22 protein-coding genes are annotated in these 24,131 nt (G+C 51.0%); 17 read left to right on the top strand and 5 right to left on the bottom strand.

Annotated features, from left to right (window positions below; all coding sequences use genetic code 11):
- Window positions 1-18: 18 nt before the first annotated feature.
- Window positions 19-1,203 (bottom strand): sialidase family protein, encoded by a 1,185-nt coding sequence (locus CFLAV_RS23850; RefSeq protein ID WP_007417425.1) that lies wholly within the window; start codon window positions 1,201-1,203, stop codon window positions 19-21.
- Window positions 1,204-1,582: 379 nt separating this feature from the next.
- Between CFLAV_RS23850 and CFLAV_RS23845 the strand changes: the two genes are divergently transcribed.
- The 11 genes from CFLAV_RS23845 to CFLAV_RS23800 are packed head-to-tail and all read left to right on the top strand — an operon-like array spanning window position 1,583 to window position 13,736.
- On the top strand, window positions 1,583-3,178 hold the full coding sequence (locus tag CFLAV_RS23845) for a methyl-accepting chemotaxis protein (RefSeq protein WP_007417424.1): 1,596 nt from the start codon (window positions 1,583-1,585) through the stop codon (window positions 3,176-3,178).
- Between the two features lie 4 nt (window positions 3,179-3,182).
- On the top strand, window positions 3,183-3,650 hold the full coding sequence (locus tag CFLAV_RS23840) for a chemotaxis protein CheW (RefSeq protein ID WP_007417423.1): 468 nt from the start codon (window positions 3,183-3,185) through the stop codon (window positions 3,648-3,650).
- Window positions 3,647-4,903 (top strand): CheR family methyltransferase, encoded by a 1,257-nt coding sequence (locus CFLAV_RS23835; protein WP_007417422.1) that lies wholly within the window; start codon window positions 3,647-3,649, stop codon window positions 4,901-4,903. The genes CFLAV_RS23840 and CFLAV_RS23835 overlap by 4 nt, the downstream gene beginning before the upstream one ends.
- The gene (locus CFLAV_RS23830) at window positions 4,875-5,654 is read left to right on the top strand and encodes a chemotaxis protein CheW (RefSeq protein WP_007417421.1); all 780 of its coding nucleotides are present in this window, start codon (window positions 4,875-4,877) and stop codon (window positions 5,652-5,654) included. Before CFLAV_RS23835 ends, CFLAV_RS23830 begins: the two co-directional genes overlap by 29 nt.
- Window positions 5,651-7,960 (top strand): hybrid sensor histidine kinase/response regulator, encoded by a 2,310-nt coding sequence (locus CFLAV_RS23825; RefSeq protein ID WP_007417420.1) that lies wholly within the window; start codon window positions 5,651-5,653, stop codon window positions 7,958-7,960. Before CFLAV_RS23830 ends, CFLAV_RS23825 begins: the two co-directional genes overlap by 4 nt.
- Complete coding sequence (locus CFLAV_RS23820; RefSeq protein WP_007417419.1) at window positions 7,957-8,976, top strand: chemotaxis response regulator protein-glutamate methylesterase; 1,020 nt, start codon at window positions 7,957-7,959, stop codon at window positions 8,974-8,976. The genes CFLAV_RS23825 and CFLAV_RS23820 overlap by 4 nt, the downstream gene beginning before the upstream one ends.
- On the top strand, window positions 8,963-11,497 hold the full coding sequence (locus tag CFLAV_RS23815) for a response regulator (RefSeq protein ID WP_007417418.1): 2,535 nt from the start codon (window positions 8,963-8,965) through the stop codon (window positions 11,495-11,497). Before CFLAV_RS23820 ends, CFLAV_RS23815 begins: the two co-directional genes overlap by 14 nt.
- Before the next feature lie 37 nt (window positions 11,498-11,534).
- Window positions 11,535-12,488, top strand: a complete 954-nt coding sequence (locus tag CFLAV_RS23810) for a S66 peptidase family protein (protein WP_007417417.1) — start codon at window positions 11,535-11,537, stop codon at window positions 12,486-12,488.
- 14 nt (window positions 12,489-12,502) lie between these two features.
- Window positions 12,503-13,075: an SET domain-containing protein gene (locus CFLAV_RS23805; RefSeq protein WP_007417416.1), complete on the top strand. Its 573-nt coding sequence runs from the start codon at window positions 12,503-12,505 to the stop codon at window positions 13,073-13,075.
- 24 nt (window positions 13,076-13,099) lie between these two features.
- Complete coding sequence (locus tag CFLAV_RS35725) at window positions 13,100-13,351, top strand: hypothetical protein (RefSeq protein WP_007417415.1); 252 nt, start codon at window positions 13,100-13,102, stop codon at window positions 13,349-13,351.
- Window positions 13,329-13,736, top strand: coding sequence for a hypothetical protein (locus tag CFLAV_RS23800; protein WP_040549919.1), 408 nt, complete (start codon window positions 13,329-13,331; stop codon window positions 13,734-13,736). The genes CFLAV_RS35725 and CFLAV_RS23800 overlap by 23 nt, the downstream gene beginning before the upstream one ends.
- A gap of 8 nt (window positions 13,737-13,744) precedes the next feature.
- Here the strand turns inward: CFLAV_RS23800 and CFLAV_RS23795 are convergent, their stop codons facing one another.
- Window positions 13,745-14,278: a hypothetical protein gene (locus CFLAV_RS23795; protein ID WP_150107566.1), complete on the bottom strand. Its 534-nt coding sequence runs from the start codon at window positions 14,276-14,278 to the stop codon at window positions 13,745-13,747.
- A 400-nt stretch (window positions 14,279-14,678) separates the two neighbouring features.
- Here CFLAV_RS23795 and CFLAV_RS23785 point away from each other — a divergent pair, with 400 nt between their 5' ends.
- Complete coding sequence (locus CFLAV_RS23785; RefSeq protein ID WP_007417411.1) at window positions 14,679-14,858, top strand: hypothetical protein; 180 nt, start codon at window positions 14,679-14,681, stop codon at window positions 14,856-14,858.
- 306 nt (window positions 14,859-15,164) lie between these two features.
- A complete protein-coding gene (locus CFLAV_RS23780) occupies window positions 15,165-15,944 on the top strand; it encodes a class I SAM-dependent methyltransferase (RefSeq protein ID WP_007417410.1) in 780 nt (259 codons plus the stop codon).
- Window positions 15,945-15,990: 46 nt separating this feature from the next.
- Here CFLAV_RS23780 and CFLAV_RS23775 read toward each other — a convergent pair whose 3' ends face one another.
- Together CFLAV_RS23775 and CFLAV_RS23770 are read right to left on the bottom strand one after the other, a co-directional pair.
- Window positions 15,991-16,722 (bottom strand): hypothetical protein, encoded by a 732-nt coding sequence (locus tag CFLAV_RS23775; protein ID WP_007417409.1) that lies wholly within the window; start codon window positions 16,720-16,722, stop codon window positions 15,991-15,993.
- A gap of 232 nt (window positions 16,723-16,954) precedes the next feature.
- Complete coding sequence (locus tag CFLAV_RS23770) at window positions 16,955-17,917, bottom strand: DUF8814 domain-containing protein (RefSeq protein WP_007417408.1); 963 nt, start codon at window positions 17,915-17,917, stop codon at window positions 16,955-16,957.
- Between the two features lie 191 nt (window positions 17,918-18,108).
- Here CFLAV_RS23770 and CFLAV_RS23765 point away from each other — a divergent pair, with 191 nt between their 5' ends.
- The gene (locus CFLAV_RS23765) at window positions 18,109-19,470 is read left to right on the top strand and encodes a cytochrome P450 (protein ID WP_007417407.1); all 1,362 of its coding nucleotides are present in this window, start codon (window positions 18,109-18,111) and stop codon (window positions 19,468-19,470) included.
- Between the two features lie 6 nt (window positions 19,471-19,476).
- On the opposite strand, the gene clpB is transcribed toward CFLAV_RS23765, so the two are convergent.
- Window positions 19,477-22,086 carry an ATP-dependent chaperone ClpB gene (clpB, locus tag CFLAV_RS23760; RefSeq protein ID WP_007417406.1) on the bottom strand — a complete coding sequence of 870 codons (2,610 nt, stop codon included), beginning with the start codon at window positions 22,084-22,086 and terminating at the stop codon, window positions 19,477-19,479.
- Between the two features lie 334 nt (window positions 22,087-22,420).
- On the opposite strand from clpB, the gene CFLAV_RS36645 reads away from it, so the two are divergent.
- The 3 genes from CFLAV_RS36645 to CFLAV_RS23745 all read left to right on the top strand — a co-directional run bounded on the left by CFLAV_RS36645 (window position 22,421) and on the right by CFLAV_RS23745 (window position 24,011).
- Complete coding sequence (locus CFLAV_RS36645; RefSeq protein ID WP_007417404.1) at window positions 22,421-23,095, top strand: prepilin-type N-terminal cleavage/methylation domain-containing protein; 675 nt, start codon at window positions 22,421-22,423, stop codon at window positions 23,093-23,095.
- A 286-nt stretch (window positions 23,096-23,381) separates the two neighbouring features.
- Entirely contained in the window at window positions 23,382-23,594 is a 213-nt protein-coding gene (locus CFLAV_RS23750; RefSeq protein ID WP_007417403.1) for a hypothetical protein, read from the top strand.
- 225 nt (window positions 23,595-23,819) lie between these two features.
- Window positions 23,820-24,011: a hypothetical protein gene (locus CFLAV_RS23745; protein WP_007417402.1), complete on the top strand. Its 192-nt coding sequence runs from the start codon at window positions 23,820-23,822 to the stop codon at window positions 24,009-24,011.
- Window positions 24,012-24,131 lie beyond the last annotated feature (120 nt).

Genomic DNA, 24,131 nt, shown 5'->3' with positions numbered 1-24,131 from the left:
ACGCAGCCAGGCAACCAATTACTTGATTTTAAGAATAGTCCCCGCAATGTAACGCGGCCCATCATGCTGGTTGAAATAGTAGGTAACGAGCACCTTGTCCCTGGAAATCATGGTGGACCAGGGATAACCAAGGTCAAATCCACTCCCATCCTCACGCAAAATCATTTCGGGTGCTGCTGCTGCATTGGTGCATTCTGCGTCAAGAACGCGGCAGCGAATGCCTTGGGGAGCATGACGGTAACCGTAAACAAGCAGGACACGTTTATCTGGCAAACGTAAAGCGTGGAGTGGGTGTCCTTGAAAACCGAGATCCTGCCACTTCCCGAAACTCTTGCCGCCATCGGTCGAGCGCGCAAGGCAGGCATGATCGTCGAAACCCTCCGTGCGCATGAAAGCGATGAGATCACCTTTTGGTGTTTCGTACATGGATGTTTCATTGAAGGTAATTTTGTCATCCCATGCTATGGGGCTGGAGTAGTTCCACGTGTTGCCTTTGTCGTTCGAAATCATCAGGTGAGTCCCGTTGTGTTTCGCATTGTGGCCCGCATGACTCGCCACGGCCCAGTAAAGATTTCCATTTTTCCCTTCATATATTGCCCCTCTGTTAAAGGCTGGAACAGGTTTGCCGAAGATATCCACCATTTTCTCCTCAGGAACCGAGGCCGGAACGATTGGACCTTGCCACGAACTACCGCCATCCCTGGAGCGAAGCAGATAGCCACCCATGAATGCAAAATTGCCAATGTGCGAAGAATTGGTCATTTTCGCAATAGTCTCTGGGTCAAAAACTGCCCAGCCGTAGCTGGCGCAAAGAATGGAATTGTCACTCAGCCGCACCATGCACGGGTCTTGCGAACCACCAAAGGGATGGGCGTAAAGCATTTCGGGTTCTGTCGACCAACTCTCGCCACCATCCTTGGAGCGGACCATGACAAGATGGCTGTTTGGATCGGTATGTTTCACACCCGGCTGTCCAAAATGACGCCGATCCGGCGCGCGACGGAACGCCACCAGCAATTCACCATCCGAACGCTTAACAACCGAGGGGAATGCACAATGAAAATATTCATTCGTGTAAATGACGACGTCCTTCAGCTTTGTAAGACCAGGTGCGTTTTTGAGCGAAGAATCGGAACGCGCGATTTGAATCATCAAAACAAGGACGAAAGTAATCAGCCAAAAACTTTTTCTCGGTTTGAACATGAGCGAAGTGAAACCTCTTCACCATTGAACACAAGTAAAAAAATTCAGACGCATCTGAAGTCGCATCTCATTACTGTTCTTAAGATCAGCAAAATTGATTAAAGCGCCCCATTTTTCCGTCCAACGTCCTTCTTTGTTAAGAACAGTACCAAGGTGCAACCAGGAAACAGTATCCGCAGAGAACGTCCTTGTTTTTGTCTCAAAAACCGAGGTATTCTCAAGCTAACTGAGATTGAAAAAAGCTTTTTGCTGCGCATTTAACGTGTTGCTGTTGCCCTCAGAGGTCTGTTTGCAAGCTCAGGCTTCTGTTACCGCCAACATTGTAACAGCGGTCAAAGATCGACTTTTCATTTTGGAAGCGAGTTCACGAACCTAACTCATGAGACAAACGACCATCTGGCGGCGATTAAACGCGTCGCTGGCCATCCTGATTTTTCTACTGGTCCTCGGCGCGGGTTTAGCCTGGTGGGTGGAGCATAACCGCGCAGTCGCGCGCGCACGGAGTGATTTGCTGAATAATCAGGCGATTAAGGTGCAGCTTAGCCTGGTCCAGATGAGCGATGCCATGAAGGGCCTGCTAATTGATCCAAACAATGACGACGAAAAAAGGGCGTTCGTCCTGGCCGAGAAGAGCCTGACCGCTCCACTGAGAGTAATCCAAAAGAACTTCGGAGATTACGATGCCCTGGCAAATACCATCGGCAACATCCGCGAGTTCGTTTCCAAACCTCTTTACAAGTTCCAGAGTGACATGCAGGTTTTGCAGACAACCAATTCCCTCGATGCCCCGGCACAATATATCAAAGCATATCCCGCACTGCGCCAGCAACGAGATCAATTGCTCAAGGACTTTAATCTCGCAGTTCAACGGGTTGCCGATTCGGAATCAGATGACAGGGTCGCTTCTTTCACGGGATCGGGCGTGTTGCTGATCATCCTTTTGGTGAGTATCTGGGTGGGAACCGCACAATCCTCAGCTGTGACCAAACCATTATCTCAATTGATTGAAGCCCTGGAACGCATGCGACACGGGGACTTCACGCAGCGGTTGAAATTGGAACGCAACGATGAATTTGGAATGATCGGTGATGGCATCAACCGGTTGGCTGATGATCTTTCCGTTCTGGTTGGCCAGGTTCAACGCTCCGGGATTCAGGTGAATTCCACCGCGACACAAATTGCAGCAAGCGCGAAAGATCAGCAGAGCACAGCCACGGAAATTGCAGCCACCACTGCGGAAATTGGAAACACATCCAAGGAGATTACTGCGACGTCGAAGGAATTGGTGAAGACCATGAATGAGGTCAGCCATGTCGCGGAAGAAACAGCCCGTCTGGCAGGAAGCGCTCAAGCCGCCATCGTAAGCATGGAATCCATGATGCGGCATATCATGGAAGCCTCGAGCTCAATTACAGGCAAGCTGGCAATCCTGAATGATAAAACGGGCAACATTAACTCCGTGGTGACAACCATCACCAAAGTGGCAGATCAGACCAACCTGCTTTCACTGAACGCCGCCATCGAAGCCGAGAAGGCTGGTGAATACGGATTGGGATTTGCGGTGGTCGCCATGGAAATCCGGCGATTGGCCGACCAAACAGCGGTGGCAACCTATGACATTGAAAAAATGGTCAAAGAGATGCAGTCGGCTGTTTCCACAGGCGTGATGGGAATGGATAAGTTTTCCGAGGAAGTGCGTCGCGGTGTGGAGGAAATTCGCCAGGTCAGCACTCAATTTGCTCAAATAATTCGCCAGGTCCAGGCGCTTACACCCCGCTTTCAGACAGTGAACGAGGGCATGCAATCTCAGGCCACGGGTGCCCAACAGATCAGTGAAACCTTGACGCAACTCAGCGAAGCGGCGCAACAAACAGCAGAATCGCTCAGATATTCCAATCATGCCATTGAGCAACTGAACGAGGCTGCGCGCCGCCTGCAGAGCAGCGTCACACGTTTTAAACTGGACGAAGCCTAGCAAGATGTTGTTTTTAACCTTCCAACTTGGCCAGGACCGTTACGCACTGGAAGCCAGTCGCGTCATTGAGGTGTTGCCTTTGGTGGAAATGAAACGGTTTCCAAATGCTCCCGCCGGTGTGGCTGGCATGATTAATTATCGCGCGCAACCTGTCCCCATTATCGACTTGAGTGAACTCACTCTTGGTCAGAAGGCCGGGGAACGCATGAGCACTCGGATCATTCTCATCAAGTATCCGGATCATGAAGGCCGGGAACATCCACTGGGCCTGATTGCCGAACAGGCAACCAGTACCATCCGCCGTGAAGCCAGTGATTTTATTGAACCCGGGCTCAATTTGAGTGGCACCCCCTACCTCGGCCCCGTGTTGATGGAGGATAAGTCCCCCATTCAATGGCTTTATGGGCAACATCTGCTCACGAACGAACTTCGCGATAAGTTGTTTTGCGCATCATTGGAGGAAAGCCCATGAATGACATCGCTATTTTTCTTCAGCAAACAATTGGTCTATACGCGCCAACCATCGGCTTCTCCGCGATTGAGAGTGCAGTGCGCGCGCGCATGAAAAATCTTGGTCTTTCGAGCAAGACCGATTACCTGGGCGCCTTACGCGCATCTTCCTCTGAACTCAACACTCTGATTGATTCGGTGGTTGTAACCGAGACCTGGTTTTTCAGGGACAGTGAACCTTTTTCCGCACTGGTGCGACTGATAAAACAGCGGTGGATTCCAGGCAACCACGAGCGACCATTGAGGATTCTAAGCCTTCCCTGCTCTACCGGCGAAGAACCTTACTCCATCGCCATGGCACTTTTAGACTCAGGCCTGGCTGCGACTGACTTCGAAATTGAAGCAGTCGATATCAGCACGAAAGCACTGGCGATGGCAGAACGTGGGCTTTATCAAAAGAACTCGTTTCGAAGTCGGAATCTCGGTTTTCGGGATCGCTATTTTCAATTGGATGAAGGTGGTTATTTACTGAGTCCAGTTGTTCGCAAGCAGGTCCGCTTCTCTCAGGGTAATATTTTGGATGAGCGGCTTAAGGCAGGAAAAGAAGGTTATGATTATGTCTTCTGCCGGAATCTCCTCATCTATTTTGACCGGGCCACTCAGAAGACCGTGTTTCGCAGAGTGTCCGAATTGCTCGATCCAAACGGCCTTGCATTTTTCGGTTCAGCAGAACTCTCACTGGCCCTGGCCAATGGTTTTATCTCAGCACAAATGCCACTGAGCTTTGCGTGCAGGCGGGCAGGATTTTCCTTACCGGCAGGCCAATCGAATCACTTTCATAAGCGAGCAGCCTCCAACCAGGAATCAGTGCGGCCGTTGTCAGATTTGACTAATGTTAAGGCACGGAAGCAACTTCGTCCCGCGAGGAAGGTTACCCATCGACTGTCCTTGAGCGTGACTGAGCGCACGTTAACCGATCTCAACCTGGCGCGTCGACTGGCGAACGCTGGCTTGTTCGCAGAAGCAGAACACATTTGTAGAACCTACCTTTCAAAAAAGGGCGTTTCAGCACAGGCGTATTATCTTATGGGGTTCCTGCGCGACGTGGCCGGTTCCAGTTTTGAAGCCCATGAATTCTATCGCAAGGCTCTCTACCTCGACCCAAATCATTATGATGCGCTGACAAACCTGGCTTCCCTCTCGCAAAAGAATGGCCACGAAGCAAAGGCCAAACTTCTGATGGAACGTGCTGAGCGCGTTAAATGCCAGGTTTAAGACCAACCGCGCCGTGGATTCACAAACCAATAATCAGAATCCGGAAAGCAACGCTGCAAAGGCTTTGGTTGCGCCTTCAGTATCTCCGCCAACCCAGCGGGACATAGTCGATTGTTGGAACCAAATCGGGGTGAATGGAAATGGCTCCTGTGACGAACTCTCAAAGTTTGTCCATTGCAGGAATTGCCCGATTTATTCCACCACCGGTGTGCGCCTTTTAAACCGTGAATTGCGGCAGGAGTATCGTCGAGAATGGACTGAACACTACTCGCGGCCAGGGAAGAACGGCGCTTCCGGCAGGATTTCCTGCATCATTTTCAGAATTGGGGTCGAATGGCTTGCACTTCCGAGCAGTGTGTTCCATGCAATTGCGGAAAAGCGGGCGATACACTCACTGCCGCATAGACATAAGGGTATCGTTCTCGGAGCGGCTAATTTCCGTGGAGAACTGCTGATTTGTGTCTCTCTGGATCGGTTCCTTGGCCTGGAACCAGTGAAGAATGCGGAGAGAGGCGGCAACCATTATGATCGATTGGTCGTTACGGAATGGAACAGAAAATTACTCGCCTTTCCAGTCAACGAGGTTGCAGGCATTCATCGTTATCATCCGGAGGAAATGAAGACGCTTCCTGCGACTTTGGAGAAATCCACTGCGAGCTTCAGCTGGGGTATCATCAGTTGGATGAATCAACCCGTGGGTTGCCTGGATGAGGAGTTACTCTTTTCCACCCTAAACCGGAGCCTGGGATGAGCAAGGATTTTAATTCAAAGGACCTGAGCCGCCTGTCCATGCTTGAGATCTTCCAAGTTGAGACAGAAAACCAAACTAATATTTTGACCACCGGCTTACTCGAGCTGGAGCGTAATCCAACGGCAGCACTACCATTGGAATCTCTCATGCGCGCAGCCCATTCCCTCAAAGGGGCTGCTCGAATCGTGAACCTTAAGGCAGCAGTCCAGGTGGCGCACGCCATGGAGGACTGTTTTGTTGCAGCGCAAAAGGGTAATATATATTTGGCGAAAGAAGGAATTGATGTCCTCTTCAAGGCAGTTGATTTATTTCTGCGCCTCTCCAAGCTGCCAGAACAGGATCAGGCAATCAAAAAGACCGTCGTGTCCGGGGAGATTACCGCCCTGCTTTCGGATCTGGGTGGCTTGATTCAACACCAGAATTTTTCCGAAGGCAGGGAAATGACTGGAAATGTTTCCCTGCCATCTGCGTCCAACCACCAACAGAATTTTCCTTCCAGTTTGAAGAGTGCCGATTCAGAAGCAATTGCACCCACTCCTTTCAATCGGATCCAAAATCCGGAGCGTGTTCTGAGGCTCACAGCGGAAAACCTAAATCGATTGTTAGGTTTGGCAGGCGAATCCCTGGTGGAATCACGCTGGCTTCATCCTTTTGCGGAGTCGATGCGACGACTCAAGCGGCTCCAGTCCGAGCTCGGCGAATCCCTGGACGGACTCCGGGAGACGCTGGGTGCCTACGAAACTTCGGAGCGAGTCGGTGACCAGATGGGCCAGGCTTTGGATAGACTGATAGAATGTCGCCAATTTTTATCAGATCGTCTGGGCGATTTGGAGATGTTTGATCGGCGCTCCACCAGTCTATCACATCGACTTTATTTAGAGGTGCTTCAATGTCGCATGCGCCCATTCGGAGAGGGCGTCCAGCGTTTCCCCCGAATGATGCGTGACCTGGCGCATTCGCTCGGCAAGGAGGTCAAACTCGAAGTTATCGGCGAACACACCCAGGTGGATCGTGACATTCTTGAAAAGCTGGAAACTCCTTTGGCCCATCTCCTGCGCAACGCCATGGATCACGGTTGTGAAATGCCGGAGAAACGCCGAGCGGCCGGAAAGCCTGTTGAGGGCACGATCCGCCTGGAAGCACGGCACAGTTCCGGAATGCTGATGGTAATCATTGCCGACGATGGCCCGGGCATTTCCCTGAATGATTTAAGAGAACGGGTCGTTGAGAAAAGTTTGGTGGCCAGGGATGTTGCCAACAAACTTAGCGAGGCAGAATTACTTCAATTTTTGCTATTGCCGGGATTTAGCATGAAGGACACCGTGACGGAAATTTCCGGGCGCGGAGTTGGCCTGGATGTGGTGCAAAACACGGTGAAGAATCTTCGTGGCACCATTCGCATCAGCACGCAGCCAAATAAAGGGACGCGTTTTCAGCTACAACTCCCATTAACCTTGTCGGTAATTCGAACTCTACTGGTCAGGATCGGTGGCGAATCGTATGGGCTTCCATTATCCCAAATCACCAGGGCACTGAAACTGCCATCCAGCAAGGTGGAAAGGCTGCAAGGGCGTCACTATTTCACGGTCGGAGATCAGCAGATTAGCCTCGTGACGGCGCATCAATTATTGGAATGTGCCCCGCCCAATTCTTTTGACGATCAACTGTCCATCGTTGTCATTGGCGATCGCACAACCAAATACGGCCTGGTGGTTGAGGCATTGCTGGGTGAACGAGAACTGGTGGTGCAACCGTTGGACCAGCGTCTTGGCAAGATCAAAGATGTGGCCGCTGGAGCTGTGATGGAAGACGGTTCTCCTGTACTAATCCTCGATACTGAGGATTTAATGCGCTCGCTTGAGAAACTAATTGGGGCAGGCGAGTTGAATAGCATTCAAAACAGCACAATTGAGATTGAAAACAAACGAATTAAACGCATTCTGGCAGTAGATGACTCCATGACCGTGCTGGAAGTGGAACGCAGACTACTGATGAATCATGGTTACTTTGCGGATATAGCAGTGGACGGGATGGACGGTTGGAACGCGGTGCGCAATGGAGATTACGATCTGGTGATCACGGATGTGGACATGCCCCGAATGGATGGCATTGAACTGGCCACTCTCATCAAGAAAGATCCGCTGCTAAAATCCATACCAGTAATGATTGTCTCCTATAAGGATCGCGAAGAGGACCGGCTGCGCGGTTTGGAGGCTGGTGCTGATTATTACCTGACCAAGGGCAGTTTTCATGATAAGACTTTGATTCATGCAGTGGTGGATTTGATAGGCAAGGCTGAAGAATGAGAATTGGAGTTGTTAACGACATGACGATGGCCGTTGAAGCCATTCGACGAGTGGTCATCAGCACTCCCGGGCACGAACTGGCCTGGGTCGCGCAGGATGGCCTGGAAGCAGTCGCGCTTTGCTCGCAAGACCGGCCCGACCTGGTGCTGATGGACCTGATCATGCCACAGATGGATGGCATTGAGGCCACCCGCAGGATCATGCAGAAGAGCCCCTGCCCCATCCTGATCGTGACGGCGGACGTGGATAGGAATTCCGCCAAGGTGTTTCAAGCCATGGGAGCCGGAGCGCTGGATGCGATTGATACGCCCACGCTGGGAAACGATGGTGGAACAGGCGGATTACTGGCGAAGATGCAAACGATCAACCGTCTCGTAGCAAGGAGTAAATTATCCTTGAACGCCCCAGGCGAATCCATCGCAGAGCAGGCATTTCCGCTGATAGCCATCGGAGCTTCTGCCGGAGGCCCCTCCGCCCTGGCCAACATCCTGTCAGAATTTCCGGCGCACTTTCCAGCGGCGGTAGTGATAGTTCAGCATACGGATTTTCACTTTGCTGCTGGCTTGGCAGACTGGTTAAAATCCCAGACCAAAATGAAATTGCGTCTGGCCAGAGATGGTGATGCACCGACACTGGGAACGATTTTGCTCGCGGGCTCGGAAAATCATCTCGTCTTTGTTAGCCCCGGAAAACTTGGCTATGTTGCCTCTCCCCACACCACCGCCTTCAGACCATCCATCGACATCTTCTTTCATAGTATCCAACATTCAGGGTCGAGAGAAGTTATGGGTGTGCTGTTGACGGGCATGGGACGAGATGGCGCTGAGGGTTTGAAGTCGCTTCGCGACGCCGGTCATTTTACCATTGCACAAGATCGTGCAACCAGTGCGATCTATGGAATGCCAAAGGCCGCGCTGGGATTGAAGGCAGCCTCGGAGGTTTTACCGATCGACCAGATTGGGCCAAGGCTTCGACGAAGGGTGAATGAAAGGTCAACCATTCATGGAAACGTCTGAATTCAACAGAGCCGTTTCTGAAGCGGCAGGTGCCCTGGACCACCTGCCAGGCTATCATTTCAGGGTCCTATTGGTCGATGATCAGGCCATGGTGGGCGAAGCCATTCGACGGGTGCTGGTTGATGAACCTGACATGGACTTTCACTATTGTGCCGATCCCAACGAAGCTCTTGAGCTGGCCCAACAAATCAAGCCCACCGTAATTTTACAGGATTTGGTTATGCCGGGAGTGGATGGACTTACACTGGTAAGCCGTTTTCGCTCTCATCCAGCGACGAGGGAAACACCGATCATTGTGCTCTCCACTACTGACAATCCCGAGGTCAAGGGGGAAGCATTCGCAATGGGTGCAAACGACTATTTGGTCAAGCTCCCGGACAAGATCGAACTCATTGCGCGCCTGCGATACCATTCCAAAGCCTTTCTGGGACAGCTCCAGCGCGATGAAGCCTATCAGGCTTTGAGAGAAAGCCAGAAGCAACTTGTGGAAAAGAATGCCTCCCTGGTGGCGTTAAATCAAAAATTGGAGGAAGCTACGCTGGCAAAATCCGAGTTTCTGGCGAACATGAGCCATGAGGTTCGCACCCCGATGAATGGTGTGATTGGCATGACCGCGTTGCTGCTGGATACGGAACTCACCGACGAACAGAGGGAATACGTTGAAGCCACTCGCAGCAGTGCCGATGCGATGCTCACAATCATCAACGACATCCTGGATTTTTCAAAAATTGAATCCGGCAAATTGGACTTGGAAAGCCATCCGTTCGAGCTGCACACCTGCATTGAAGAGGCCCTTGATCTGCTTGCACCCAAAGCGGCTGAAAAAGACCTCGACCTGGCCTACTCAGTTGATGATGCCATACCGAAAATCCTGGTGGGCGATGTTACACGTTTGCGGCAAATTCTGGTGAACCTGATTGGCAATGCAGTCAAGTTCACAAATGAGGGGGAAGTCTTCATCCAGGTCAAACCAGCGCCAAAACACTTCAATGATCGGGATAGATCTGCGTCTTCAATTACTGGTCCAGATATGTGGATGCTACAGTTTTCCGTACGCGATACCGGGGTGGGTATTCCAATCGATAAACAACACAGGCTGTTCAAATCGTTCCAGCAGGTCGATGCGTCCACCACGAGACATTACGGCGGTACGGGATTGGGACTTGCCATTTGCAAAAAACTTTCTGAATTGATGGGTGGCGACATCCAGGTGGAGAGCGATGCCGGGAAGGGATCAACCTTCCACTTTACCATCCAGGCGCGGGCGACAGCCTCGGTCATCCCTCCTGCCTGGCAGCAAATTCAGCCTCAGCTCGCTGGAAAGCGGGTGCTCATCGTTGAGGACAATGCCACCAATCGGCAGATTTTGAGCCACCGTTGCCGTCAATGGGGGATGCTGCCGGACGAGGCCGCGAACGCCGAAAAGGCGCTGGAGATGGTCGCGAATCAGAAATACTACGATGCAGCCATTCTAGACGTTCAGCTGCCTGGCTTCGATGGTATCAAACTGGCCCAGGCAATTCGACAGCGGTTGAATGGAAATTCCATTTCCTTATTGCTCCTATCCTCCGTGCGATTGCGCAGCGATGATACTCGTGCGGCCGAATTGGGGATCACTATTTTTGTTCACAAACCGATTCGACCTTCACAACTGCTGCAGGCCCTGTACCGGGGCTTAAGCCTGCAAATTCAGCGAGAGAAGAAAGCGCCTGCCCTGCCCTGCATGGATTCGAGTTTTGCCAACCGCTTTCCCCTGCGCATTTTGCTGGCCGACGACAATCCAATCAACCAGAAAGTAGGTCTCAACGTACTGCGAAGGCTCGGTTACCGGGCAGACGTTGCCAACAACGGATTGGAAGTGCTCAGGGCATTGGATCGACAACCTTACGACATAATCCTTTTGGACGTGCAGATGCCCGAATTGGATGGTTTTGAAACCACAAGCTCCATTCGCGAACGATGGCCCCTGGGCAAACGTCCCCGCGTCGTTGCCATGACTGGCAACGCACTGTTGGGCGATCGGGAAAAATGTTTGGATGCCGGAATGGATGATTACATCTCCAAACCTATTCGCATCGGTGAATTGCAATCGGCACTCGAGCGCTGGGCAAAAATCAGTGGCAAGCAATTCGATACGGCGTTTTTCGCCAACAACACCACCTTCAACGCTGGTCTGCTCGATCAATCTTTGATCAGCGAACTTCGCGAATTGGCGCCTGCAAACGGAGGAGACACCATGCTTGAAGAGATTATCGATTTGTTCCTGGAAAGCGCGCCCATCCGGATTGGTCAGATCAATCAATTCTTAAGCGATCCTCACAAAATGGCCTTCCATGCCCAGGCCTTAAAGAGCATGAGCCTTAACCTGGGCGCCACTAAAATGGCCACTTTATGCCAGAAGCTTGAGGAGTTGGCCCATACTGGAAATGAAGAAGGGGTCTCGAGGCTCTCGAGCGAGTTGGAAAAGGCCTTCCGATTTACCCAGACCGAACTCGCCTTTTTGAGGGCCAAGAAGCATTAGAGATTTCTGTTTCCTTCCACAACTACCATACACAACTATGCCTAACATACCAGACCGTTTACGATTGGGAGACACCGTAGCCTTGATCGCTCCAGCAAGCGCACCGCCTGATCCAAAATCCATTGATGAATCTCTTGCCGTCATCGAGAAGTTTGGGTTTAAACCAAAGCTTTCAAGGCACGCGCGGAAGCGTTGGGGTTTTCTGGCCGGATCAGACCGGGAGAGAGCTTCCGATCTGATGGAGGCTTTTGGCGATCGCCGGGTGAAAGGAATCTTCTGTGTTCGTGGAGGTTATGGAACGCCAAGGCTGCTGCCGCTGCTCGATTACCAAAAGATTCGAGAGAATCCGAAGGTGTTTGTGGGCTATAGCGATATAACTGCTCTCCACTGCGCATTTTTAAAGAAATCGAACCTGCTCTCCTTTCATGGCCCGATGTTTGCCTCGGATTTTATCAAGAAGAATTATCCAGACTTCTCATGTGAAAGATTTTTGAAGATTTTGACGGAACCGGAATTCCCTGGAAGCATCTGTCAAGATTACACGCACGACACCGTCTCCATACTACGCCGAGGCAAAGTCTCCGGTGAACTCATCGGCGGCAATATCTCGCTGCTCTGCTCATCTTTGGGCACGCCATATCAACCCTCCTTTCGAGGCAAGATACTTTTCTTCGAAGATTTGGACGAAGTTCCCTATCGTTACGATCGGCTCCTTACTCAACTCAGCAACGCCGGTTTACTTCAACAGGTCGCCGGGATTGCAGTGGGCATTTGCGTAGGGGCAATAGATCCCAAGGCGAAAAAAATGAAGGAATATCGTCAAACCTTCGAGGACGTATTGAAAGAGAGACTGTCGGGTCTAAAAGTTCCATTGGTCTGCGGTCTGCCGTTTGGACATACGCCGTATAACACCACTATTCCGGTTGGCGGACGAGCGACTCTGGATGCCAACAAAGGTGATCTGATTCTCGAGGGCCCGGTGGTGCGGTAAGTGGAATAGTTGTAATGTCAGCCAAAATAAACCATCAGCCTGAGCTTCCACCTCCAGTTTCCGAATCCGATGACAACTTGATTATGAATGCCATGAGTTATCGCGCGCCCAAAACGGAGGTTCGGGAAAGTTCGATTCACGGCAAAGGATTGTTTGCGAAAGAAGTGATCGCAATGGGAGAGATTGTTGCCGTCAAGGGAGGCCATATTTTCACAGGACACGAATGGAAAATCCTGGAGCAACAACTTGGACCCGCAGAGATCCAAATCACGGAAGGTCTTTTCATTGCCCCTGCTGCACAGGAACAACGGGATGGCTGCATGCTTTATACCAACCATTCCTGCGATCCGAATATCGCGATTCAAGGCCAGATTGTTTTTGTTGCGATGCGGGATATTGCGCCGGGCGAAGAATTGACGCACGACTGGGCCACCACGGATGACCTTGAGTATGTCATGGAATGCAAGTGCGGGCGTCCGAACTGCCGGGGCACCATCACCGGGAAGGACTGGATGAATAAGAAACTGCAGGAGAAATACAAAGGATGGTTCTGCTGGTTCATCCAGAGGAAGATTGACGCGTTGTGACGGACGGCCCTTTCGCCTGTTTGAATGCAAACGCCTAAAAAGTCGATCAAGAAACATGTCTGGATAACTCAGAGTGAAGAGAAGGCACGACTGGGCTTCTGCGCCGGGACTCATTCATGGATTGTGTTGCTTCTCTTCACCTACCGTGGTGAGCGGGCCATGCCTGAACAAATGGTTGTCTCATCCGGCAAGGTGAGTATCTGCTCCCGGTTATTGCGCAAGGCATCGTCATACGAGATCAAGCCTCCACCTTTTGCGCGAGTTGTTCGTCACTGAGCTTCAGACCGCGTTGTGCCTTTCCGATGACGTCATTGAAGCTGTCTTACAGAGGGATCATAGTACTAACAATCCGTATTACACTTTCTTCCAGCTTGAAAAGGAATTTAAGCCTTCCAAAAACCTGGGGATTGGGGTGAGTTCCTCCGTTGATGAGCAGACATTCAGGATGGACGATGCATTCATGAATGATTGGAACAACTCAGAATGGTTCGGCACATGGTTAATTTTGGCGCGTAACAGGGTGGATCAAATAACGAATTTCCCCGACGAGCCAACAAACATCGCCAACTTGAGCCACCGCTCTGTGGATCAACAATCACTGGACAATAAAATCATCCTTCCCTGGAACATGACTGATTTGTTCAATGGCACTGTATTTTAAATACACCATTACATTTCCCTGATTTCCAAAATTTTAACTGCCTTTTTCGCGGTCGAGAAATCAACTTCGATTTGTTCATTCAAAGCTTGTTCTCTCGCTTGTTTGAGATTCCTGGCCTCGATTTCATGGGTTGTATTCACGGTGGCTGTCCATTGGAGCACCACAGAGAAATGCTTTTTCGGCCTTGATGGCCTGGTATCGTTTTTCCTGTCAGTCTTGGTGAAACTGCTGATGCTTGCTTCGGCTTCAGGCTGATTTACCAATTCGTATTTGATGCCGTTCACTTCCATTCCAGAAAATCGATTTAGAGATTTCGGGAAGACCAAATACGAGGCATTTTTCTCCTTCAGAAAACCGATAATACCGATATCCTTGCCCGTCCCCACGTTTTGCTGCTCCACTGTCAGCACGCGGTTCTGGCGAACAGCAGACATGAATCGCTTGTCGTCAGAAGGATCAGTCCACAGGGTGACAGGCTCAGGTCTTCCGCATGCTTTCACCAACGCAGAGAAATGCACCGAACTCCGATTCGCCCTTTTCATGAACAGTTCAACATACGACGATCCCGCGTACATTCAACATGGAGAGGTAAAAATACTTGATAATCTTTGAGGCATGAAGGTTGCGATGAACAGATTCCTATTCCATCTTTAAGTAGCACTGCCATTAAAGGCAGGCGTAACAACAGGATGGTTATGGCAGGAAATAAAGGAAAGCCAAGCGGTTTCGTTGCCGAAACAAAAGTGGGTCCCGGAGCTCATAGCAGGATCAGAGAAAAGCCCTCCACCCCAGGAGCCGGCAAAAGGCCAAATTACGAGCCGGAATTTCATCCCGCCGGAGTAGGCGGGCCGGAGCAAAATGCGGGCGGGCCGGAGCACCACGGCGCCAATGCTGACGAAGACCATAACCCTTGATTAAAAGATTCTCCACCCCCATCAACATATGGCTCTCAATGAAGTAAAAAAGGAACTCAAGAAGGTCAAAGCCAAAATCGTCCCCGGCACTCCCAAACCGCGTCCCCGGCCTGAGGAACCGAGATCGAAGGAGTTGCCATTCGATGCCGAAGTTCCGGGGGATCGAGGAGACCGGGAAAAAAAGAGTTTAACTCAGGGCAGTGAATAGAGGTGCCTTTGATCATTACCGGTAGTAGTTAAAGTTAATTGGCATCAACTCCTTTTTGGGGAGTGATCTATGCCGATTCAGTGAAGCAGTATTTGGATGATAACATAAGAACGTTGCCTATTCTGCTGCCGTTGATTTCAGATTCACTCCTCAATCCTGCTGACAAGCATATCACGCGCGGCTTCACACGATGTGAGGGCAGTGTATTTTGTTGTCCGAGTGGTGATGAGCACACTGTCAACATGAATCCTCCGTGCCATTTGAAGACTGTTGTTTAGCCATCAGCTCAGATATAGGATCACTCCAATGAAACTTGATGAAGTTCAGAAAGCTGCCCAGGAACAGTTCGCAAGGCAAAGCCATCGCTATGGCCAGGGACATATTCTGGAACAAGTGGAGGATGTACGAAGTGCCTTGGAAAGTGTAAATCTGCCAGTAAAAGCTAAGGTTTTGGATGTAGCAACAGGTGGAGGCCATACTGGATTGCTCCTGGCAAGCCTGGGGCATGAGGTCATGCTCGCTGATATTGCACAACCCATGTTGGATCGGGCAGCGAGGACAGCACTTGAACGAGGCTTTTCAGTTTCGACAAAGCAACATGCCGCCGAACAGCTTCCTTATCCTGAAGAGGAATTCGACCTGGTAACCTGCCGCGTGGCAGCCCACCATTTCAGTTCCCCTGAAAATTTCATTCGTGAGACTGCGCGGGTGTTGAAACCGAAGGGTTATCTTCTGCTCATCGACGGCTCGGTCCAGGATAATGCCCAGGAAGCTGAACAATGGTTGCACCAAGTGGAAAAGCTGCGTGATCCCAGCCATCATCGCTTTTTGACTCCGTCAGCATGGAGCAAGCTTTGCGAAGCAAACGGACTAATCGTGAAAAAGATTACGATGACACCTTTCAAGCAACCTGATCTTAATTGGTATTTTGAAACGGCCGCAACCGCCCCTGCAAATCGCGCAAAAGTTTTGGAACTTATTGCCAATGCCCCGGAATCGGCGAGGACTTTATTCGGGCTCGCAGAAGAGGATGGTAGGATTGTTTGGTGGTGGCAACGGCTGTCATTGGTTGCTCAAAAAAATTAAAGAGCGATGTGGTCTGGTCTGAGTTTCTCGGGCCGGACAGTATTTCTCACTGGGTTGGCGCGTTGTTCACACCAGCGTTAGGACTTTCGGCTGGTTCAGCCGCAGTTTGTGTTCCCATGAGAACACTCGCAATTTTGGGACTGGTTGCCGCATCGTTGCCAAAGAGCGACAGTTTGTATTGCAAACTTACGCCGGGAGATTCCAACATGAATGGCTCATTGAGCTGATCGGGATTCACCTCGGTCCAGGTTGACCAATTGCCATCGGCCGAGCGGGTGCGAAAGGCAAACATGAGAGAACCCCCGTCTGGAATCGTTGCCTGATAATTGGGAAACACCCTGTCGATCGGCGCCGGAAGATCTTGAGGAAGAGAATGGAAGATGCCAAAAAGTTTGTAGTTGCTTTGAAAAGTTGTTGGAGTTGCATCATCACCCAACTGCATGAGCCCGTTACTGAGAATCACATTGTTCGTCTCACCTTTGGCAAAATCAGCAGCAGTATTGGTGATGACTGTGCTCACTGGCTGTTTTTGCGCGACTGCCACTACTTCCGTAGCCGGCGTTGGCGTCGGCGTCGCGACAACTGGAGTCAGTTCCCCGGATTCGGGGGCGCCGTTCTGTCGAGATGATTTGTGCTTAACCGGATTAACCCGCTCATTCAGCTCCGGGGTCGCCTCCTGTATGTTGACCTGCTTCGCGCTCTCAGGCTGCCGTTTGGAAAAATATTTGAAGCCAACCACGAAGCCGAGGATCAAAACCAGAACGGAGATTTTTTTCATACCATCCTACTTTACAAATTCCGGCGAGATTTTCCAAGACATCAAACCTTTAGCAGCGGACGCGAACGTAACACCTCGATTTGGTTGAAGCTGTCCAAATGTCCGGGGAACGATGCTCGTCTGACACGGTTGGCAGGCTTTCATACGTCTGCGATAAGGGAAACAGAATTGGCCGTGAGAAGAAGTTGTTCCCACGGCCATGATGTGCATAAGAATTAATCTGCTTCAGATACTATTGTTTAACCCATTTGACAGCATCAGCCACAACTACAGATCCCGCGGTGGTCCAACAGGAGAGTTTCACCGTATTGGCACCTGAGTTCATTGAAAATGTGCCCTGCTTGACCCATTGTCCACCAGTGAGCTGTTGATTGACCTGGACAGTAGAAGTGCCACTGGAGGTGCTGATGATGAAAGGAGCCGTGGTAGAGCGGTTGGAGCCTTCCGGGTACCATACATAAACTGCGTAGGAACCGCCAACTGCGAGATTAACAGTCCAAGTGGCCTCATCGCTGACGGCTTGTGTGGAATGATACCGATAGTTGCTCCCGTATTTATCCACCGAGGAGGTTCCGGTAGCCCAATTGGCGGAAGCGGAGAACCCGGAACTGGTGTTGTCCACTATATAGGTAGTGGGCGTCGGGGCCTGCCAATTATAGGTAACCTGCACCCAATCATTGCCTGTCATGCCAAGATCATCCCAGAAAGTTCCGTCTGCCAGATCGATTCCTGCAGGATTAAGGACTGTTCGGCCGAATTCATCGAGCCCGCCATTGAAGTTATTTTGAAAGGCAGCCTGGGATTCAGGAAGCCCCTGAGCCAGACTGGTAAATTCCGCGCGCGGCACATGCCAGTAATTGTCCTTCGTATTCCATGGCCCCACATCGTAGATCGGTACATTTAGAACCCGCTTGCCAGTGGCGGGACAATAAATATTGACCGTATAAGTTGAGCATCCGCTGCAATCAGTTACTGTGCCGGAAGGGAGGGCAACAAAATGATCATGCGTCTGGATCACATGGCCGCTGGCAGTTTTACCTCCGACCAGTCCTTCGCGCGTCGCGAAAACTGTATAGGTAACCTGGGCCGAAGCAGTCCCCACGGCAGCAGCCATGCCCAGGGCAAGCAAGCCAAGGCTTAAATATTTGCAAATACCAGTCTGAGGAGCATGTGCGTTTTTTTGATTTGTTTTCATTCTGATTTGGGTTGAGTTAGGTCGATCTGATTACAGCAATGTTTTGTTTATCAGGTTGACATGAGGCGCACTTAGGATTGCTTACCCACTGGAAATTTTAAATGGCATGAAGATGTGATTTTTGGATAGAGATCGGAAAATGATTCAAAATATCGCAAAAGCATTTAGTGTCTGATAATGTGACAGGTGTCATGCTACATGGAACACATTCATTGAAATCCTCCGGACCAAGAGGCTCGTTCCTGCTTGGCAATCTGACGCAATTTGGTCAAGACCCACTTGGGTTTCTTGAATTTTGCGCTCGAGAGCACGGGGATTTTGTTGCTCTGCGTTTTATCAACCGTCCCGTTTATATTCTTAATTCGCCTGAACACATTGACTTTGTTCTGGCTTCGCACTCACGCATTTTTCGGAAGACGCTTGGTTACCGCACTCCATTCATGCGACGACTTTTTGGGCAGGGATTGCTTACGAGTGAAGGTGAATTTTGGATGCGGCAACGCAAGCTGGCGCAACCTGCATTTCATCGCGATCGTATTGCCAGTCATGCGGAGGTGATTGTGGCATTTACGCGTCGCATGACTGCATCCTGGAGAGGAGGAGAAACCCGCGATATCCATCTGGATATGATGCGACTGACAACGGAAGTTGTAACGAAGACGCTTTTTAACTCGGCTGTGCCAAAGGAAATAAATGAGTTGGGTGAAGCTTCGGCAGTGGTGATGGAACGTTTCACCAAGCAGTGGCAATGGTACAGAATTCTTTTTAACCTGCTGCCCGAATCCATCACACAACCCCGGTATGAACAGGTGATGCGCCGGTTGGATGCGTTTATTTACGGCTTGATTGCTGAGCATCGTGCCAGCGGACGGGATGAAGGAGACTTGCTCTCAATGTTACTGCGTGCCCGAGGTGAGGATGGAAGTCAGATGACGGATCAACAGCTCCGTGATGAGCTTACCACTCTTATGGTCGCTGGTTTGGATACGACTGCGTTGGCGCTTTCATGGGCCTGCTATCTGTTATCGCAAAACCCGGATGTTCAGAAGAAGCTTGAAAACGAAATCGACGCCACGCTCGGTAATCGCGCAGCCAATATAGCCGATCTGCCACGACTGCCTTATACGGAGATGGTGATTAAAGAGACGATGCGGCTCTATCCGTCCGCATGGATCATAGGCCGGGAGGCCATTCAAGACTTCGAGCTTGCCGGGCATGCCATCAAAGCCGGCAGCTCCATGTTACTCAGCCAATGGCTGAAGCATCGGGATGAACGTTACTTCAAGAGCGCTGAGAAATTCGTGCCGGAACGTTGGGGCAGCGAGGAAACAAACACTCTTCCCAAATTCGCCTATTTCCCTTTCGGTGGCGGACCGCGGGTCTGCGTTGGAAGTTCCTTTGCAATGATGGAAGCCATCCTGGCGCTGGCGACCATCACGCAACAATTCAGACTGACTGCCCAACCGAATTATGTAATCAAACCCTTTGCTGCCATCACGCTTCAGCCGCTGGGCGGAGTGAATCTCAAGGTTGAAAAACGGGAGCGCGCTTGAGTTCAGCTATTTCTCCTTTTGAAATGCCAACTCACCGTCCTGCGCCTCCACTTTGATCCGGTCACCTGATTTGAACTCACCTTCAAGTATCTTCATGGCCAGAGGATCCAGCAACAATTCCTGGATGGTCCGTTTCAACGGACGTGCGCCAAACAGCGGATCATAGCCTTCCTTAGCGATCAGTTGCTTCGCGGACTTGTCCACGTCCAGTTGCAGTTTATGTTGTTCCAAGCGTTTGCCCAGCCGATTCAACTGGATGTCCACGATATGCGAAAGTTGCTCTTCATTCAGGCTGTGGAAAATAATAACGTCATCCACGCGATTCAAAAACTCCGGCCGGAAATGCGCTTTCAATTCCATGCGGACGAGCTGTTCCATTTCCGCATGTCCTTTGGCGGACATTTTGCCGGAACCATAAAACTCCTGGATAATCGGCGAGCCAATGTTGCTCGTCATGATGATAATGGTGTTCTTGAAATCCACCGTCCTCCCCTGCCCGTCCGTCAGGCGGCCATCATCCAACACCTGCAGCAATATATTGAACACATCATGATGCGCCTTCTCGATTTCATCGAAAAGCACGACGGAATACGGGCGGCGACGAACGGCTTCGCTAAGTTGCCCGCCTTCTTCATAACCGACGTAACCCGGAGGCGCTCCAACCAATCGCGCCACGGCGTGCTTCTCCATGTATTCACTCATGTCGATGCGCACCATGGCGTTTTCATCGTCAAATAAAAACTCTGCCAGCGCACGCGCCAACTCGGTTTTACCGACACCGGTGGGCCCCAGGAAAATGAATGAGCCAATCGGACGGTTCGGGTCCTGCAGTCCGCTGCGCGAACGGCGTACTGCGTTGGCGACGGCAGCGATGGCTTCGGATTGTCCGATGACTCTTTTCTGCAGACGTTCCTCCATTTTCACCAGTTTTTGGCGCTCGCCTTCCAACATTCGACTGACTGGAATATGTGTCCAGGAAGCGACCACTTGCGCAATGTCCTCCTCGGTGACTTCCTCGTTGAGCAAACGCTTGCCATCCGGTTTTTCATGCAAGGCCTTCTGGGCGGCCGCCAATTTCGCTTGCAGTTCCGGAATTCGGCCATACTGGATTTGCGCCGCCAAATTCAGGTCGCCTGCGCGCTGCGCCTTCTCCTGGTCCATCTTGGCGTTTTCGAGTTGCTCGTTGATGATGCTCACCGCGTTGATGGCGGCCTTTTCATTCTGCCATTCCGCCTTAAGCTTGCTCGACTGCTCTTTCAGTTCGGCCAAATCCTTCTCGATCTTTCTTAACCTTTCGCGTGCCGCTTCATCTTTCTCCTTTCTCAAAGCGGCTTGCTCAATCTCCAACTGCATGATCTGCCGTTCGAGTTTATCGACTTCGGTGGGCATCGAATCCAGCTCCATGCGCAGTCTCGACGCCGCTTCATCCATCAAATCCACGGCCTTGTCGGGCAGAAAGCGATCCGTGATATAGCGATGCGAGAGTGTCGCTGCCGCCACCAACGCTGAGTCCTGAATTCTCACGCCATGATGCACCTCGTAGCGCTCCTTCAATCCACGCAAAATTGCGATTGTCGCTTCCACGCTCGGTTCTTCCACGAAGACCGGTTGGAATCTTCGCTCCAAAGCCGGGTCCTTCTCAATGTGTTTGCGATATTCATCCAACGTCGTCGCGCCGATGCAGCGCAACTCTCCACGCGCCAGTTGAGGTTTCAACATGTTTGCTGCATCCGCCGCTCCCTCGGCGGCGCCCGCGCCGACCAGGGTGTGCAATTCGTCGATGAACAAAATTATTTTCCCTTCGCTCGATGTAATCTCCTTCAGGAACGCCTTCAACCGATCCTCGAATTCGCCGCGATACTTCGCGCCGGCAATCATGGCGCTCAGATCCATCGCTACGAGCTTCTTGTTCTTCAGCGACTCCGGCACATCACCGCTGACGATGCGCCGGGCCAATCCTTCCGCAATCGCCGTCTTGCCCACGCCAGGTTCGCCAATCAATACGGGATTATTCTTTGTGCGTCGGGTCAGCACTTGCATCACCCGACGGATTTCCTCATCTCTGCCAATCACCGGGTCAATTTTTCCGGACCTTGCCAGTGCCGTTAAATCGCGCCCATACTTTTCCAATGCCTGAAATTTATCCTCCGGATTCTGATCGGTCACCCGCTGATTTCCGCGCAATTCCGCCAGGGCCTTCAGCACTGCATCAAATTTAATTCCGTATTTCTGGAAAATCTTTTTCAGTGCGCCATCACCTTCGCTGAGCAGTCCCAACAGCAAATGCTCTGTGCTGACGTATTCATCCTTGAGCTTGCCAGCCTGCGCGTCCGCCGCATCGAGAGCCTTTTTCAAAGCACTGCTGAGAAAGGTATCGCCCGAACTAGTTCCCTGCACCTTCACACGCTTCTGAATCGCCTGCTGCAGGTCCGAAGACAATTGCGCAACAGGAACGCCTAATTTCTCCAGCAATGGGCGCACCAACCCCTCCTCCTGATCGATCAATGCCGTCAACAAATGCTCCCCATCAATCTCCTGATTCTGATGTTGATGAGCAATCTTTTGGGCATCTTGCAACGCCCCCTGAGCTTTCACCGTGAATCGATCCAAGTTCATATATTAAATCCCTATTCCATTTACAAAATCCCTAAGGCCCAAAGCAGTCCCTTAATCCGTTCTAATTGTAATCTCACCCACCGTTAGAGGCAATAGCCTCCAACACACCTGCCTTGTTCATCTCCCAACATTCTTTGCTTTCCCCTCTAATCATTTGGTTAAACAATTGTGAACCGCCATTCATCATCTTTAGCTGCCGATAATTGCCGTCCTCCATTTTCTTCCTTTGAAATTCTTGAATAATCCTTTCCTATTCACGTCCATTCTTCGGCACCCTTTTCGGAGCGTCCAGACACCCGGTTCCAGAGTGCGCCCATTTTTGCGGAGAATCAGAATGCGAAATCGAAAAATAAATTATCTGTCGCCCTGTCGTATCACTGGCTGGGCTTTCACGCTCATCGAACTGCTCGTCGTTATTGCCATCATCGCCATTCTCGCCGGATTGCTTCTCCCCGCGCTTTCCACCGCCAGGGCCAAGGCACGCACGACCCAATGCCTCTCCCAGCTCAAGCAATGCGGTGTCGCCATGCACCTCTATCTACCTGAATTCAACGAACGCTTCTTTTGGACTAATGCCAATGTTGCCCTCGATGGCATGGAAATGTTTGTATGGGCCGGTCGCACCAATGGCAATCTTTACAATGGCCAGGGAGGCATCTTCAATCGCATCGATCGGCCCCTCAATTATTATGGCTTGAACGAAGCAACCGTCACTTGCCCTGCTGACAAGGGGCGTGCCGATACCGGGGCCAATACTTTGTTCCAATGGGTCGGCAACTCTTATATGTTCAACTGCATCGGTTACCCTCCCTTTGATGGCGGACTTGATGGCCAGCCTTCCTCCAGTGTGAATCAACCTTCGCGCACCGTGCTCTTTGCTGATGGCCAAATCATTTATCCGTCGAACCCCAGCGGCTGGCACAAAGAGAAACCTGCCGGCAATGTTTTGCTGGTTGATGGTCACGCGGAATTTCGCACAGCGGTCACCGTCACGAACTTTGTTTGGTGAGTTCCACCCTATAGCTCAGCCCGTTTCGATAAACGAATCCGATTCACTTCTGATTTTTCAGTTCAATATCCTTTCCTTCAAGACGCAGGTTGGTTACCGCCACATTTCTCGTTTTTCGGCCTGATTTCTTAAATATTTTTCATACCCTTCTGCTAAATTGAGTTGTAAGCGGCTAACTTATAGCAGCTTACGCTCTAAAGGATAAATTTTATCAACAAAAGGGGGTTGGACAGCCAATGTCCACCCCCCCTCTGTAGGTTTGTATCAAGATAACGAAAGACATTTTATGACAAACCAACAAATGGAACTCGAATTGGCAGAAGCGAATAAGTGCCCGCGCGTCATTCAGCGTGAGCGTCGCGCCAACCGCGCCTCCTGGTGGTTTCACCAGATGCACCAACTGGTGGATGGCGCGGTCGAATGGGAACCAGCACCCCGCTTCCAAATGGAAGAGCAAATCTGGCTAACCCAGATTCCCAAGTCCACGCGCAGTAACTAAGCTTTGCTCCCGACTGGTTCCTCACCCTCTCTCGTTTGCCCAAGCGAGAGAGGGTTTGCCTTTACAACGCTTTGTAAAGGTGAAGCGGCCTGAAAGTCGAATACCCAGCTGGGGCGAATGTCTGATTGGTAACTTGAAACTTTTCCAGTTTTACTCGCGAACCGCTCCTTGCTTAGGCTGTTCACCCCATGGACACGCCCACCATGGCCTGTAATAATATCCTTTATGTTGAGAGAAAAAGGGGACGAAAGGCTTTTGCCTTCAAGTGAGGACGAAAAAATTACCGGCGATGACCTGCCTAATGTTGAGGAGCAGATTTCCTGTTCGCAGGCGCTGACCTCCTTCCAACCAGACGAAACCTCTCTGCCATGCGTCAGGTTCTCCCAGCCCTCTTCCCTGGCAGAGGGCGCGGATTGAACCAGGCGCGTACCCGACGATTGTGTTGTTTTCCACCGCTATAGCGATTGAGGTTGATATCCGCTTGGAAGCGCCCCAAATTCCATGCCGAATGCCGAAAGAAATTTCCGAATGGCAGGA

The organism is Pedosphaera parvula Ellin514 (assembly GCF_000172555.1).
In the GTDB taxonomy this organism is placed as follows: Bacteria; Verrucomicrobiota; Verrucomicrobiia; order Limisphaerales; family Pedosphaeraceae; genus Pedosphaera.
The sequence above is the reverse complement of the archived record's forward strand: the minus strand, read 5'-3'. Positions and strand labels throughout refer to the sequence as shown.

Bases quoted from the DNA above. Each gene is read 5' to 3' on its own strand.
- CFLAV_RS23845 (WP_007417424.1), top strand. From the start codon at position 1,583: ATGAGACAAACGACCATCTGGCGGCGATTAAACGCGTCGCTGGCCATC.
- CFLAV_RS35725 (WP_007417415.1), top strand. From the start codon at position 13,100: ATGCAAACGCCTAAAAAGTCGATCAAGAAACATGTCTGGATAACTCAG.
- CFLAV_RS23780 (WP_007417410.1), top strand. From the start codon at position 15,165: ATGAAACTTGATGAAGTTCAGAAAGCTGCCCAGGAACAGTTCGCAAGG.
- clpB (WP_007417406.1), bottom strand. From the start codon at position 22,086: ATGAACTTGGATCGATTCACGGTGAAAGCTCAGGGGGCGTTGCAAGAT.
- CFLAV_RS23750 (WP_007417403.1), top strand. From the start codon at position 23,382: ATGACAAACCAACAAATGGAACTCGAATTGGCAGAAGCGAATAAGTGC.
- CFLAV_RS23770 (WP_007417408.1), bottom strand. From the start codon at position 17,917: ATGAAAACAAATCAAAAAAACGCACATGCTCCTCAGACTGGTATTTGC.
- CFLAV_RS23820 (WP_007417419.1), top strand. From the start codon at position 7,957: ATGAGAATTGGAGTTGTTAACGACATGACGATGGCCGTTGAAGCCATT.
- CFLAV_RS23805 (WP_007417416.1), top strand. From the start codon at position 12,503: ATGTCAGCCAAAATAAACCATCAGCCTGAGCTTCCACCTCCAGTTTCC.
- CFLAV_RS23835 (WP_007417422.1), top strand. From the start codon at position 3,647: ATGAATGACATCGCTATTTTTCTTCAGCAAACAATTGGTCTATACGCG.
- CFLAV_RS36645 (WP_007417404.1), top strand. From the start codon at position 22,421: ATGCGAAATCGAAAAATAAATTATCTGTCGCCCTGTCGTATCACTGGC.
- CFLAV_RS23785 (WP_007417411.1), top strand. From the start codon at position 14,679: ATGGCTCTCAATGAAGTAAAAAAGGAACTCAAGAAGGTCAAAGCCAAA.
- CFLAV_RS23795 (WP_150107566.1), bottom strand. From the start codon at position 14,278: ATGAAAAGGGCGAATCGGAGTTCGGTGCATTTCTCTGCGTTGGTGAAA.
- CFLAV_RS23775 (WP_007417409.1), bottom strand. From the start codon at position 16,722: ATGAAAAAAATCTCCGTTCTGGTTTTGATCCTCGGCTTCGTGGTTGGC.
- CFLAV_RS23825 (WP_007417420.1), top strand. From the start codon at position 5,651: ATGAGCAAGGATTTTAATTCAAAGGACCTGAGCCGCCTGTCCATGCTT.
- CFLAV_RS23815 (WP_007417418.1), top strand. From the start codon at position 8,963: ATGGAAACGTCTGAATTCAACAGAGCCGTTTCTGAAGCGGCAGGTGCC.
- CFLAV_RS23810 (WP_007417417.1), top strand. From the start codon at position 11,535: ATGCCTAACATACCAGACCGTTTACGATTGGGAGACACCGTAGCCTTG.
- CFLAV_RS23840 (WP_007417423.1), top strand. From the start codon at position 3,183: ATGTTGTTTTTAACCTTCCAACTTGGCCAGGACCGTTACGCACTGGAA.
- CFLAV_RS23765 (WP_007417407.1), top strand. From the start codon at position 18,109: ATGCTACATGGAACACATTCATTGAAATCCTCCGGACCAAGAGGCTCG.
- CFLAV_RS23850 (WP_007417425.1), bottom strand. From the start codon at position 1,203: ATGTTCAAACCGAGAAAAAGTTTTTGGCTGATTACTTTCGTCCTTGTT.
- CFLAV_RS23745 (WP_007417402.1), top strand. From the start codon at position 23,820: ATGTTGAGAGAAAAAGGGGACGAAAGGCTTTTGCCTTCAAGTGAGGAC.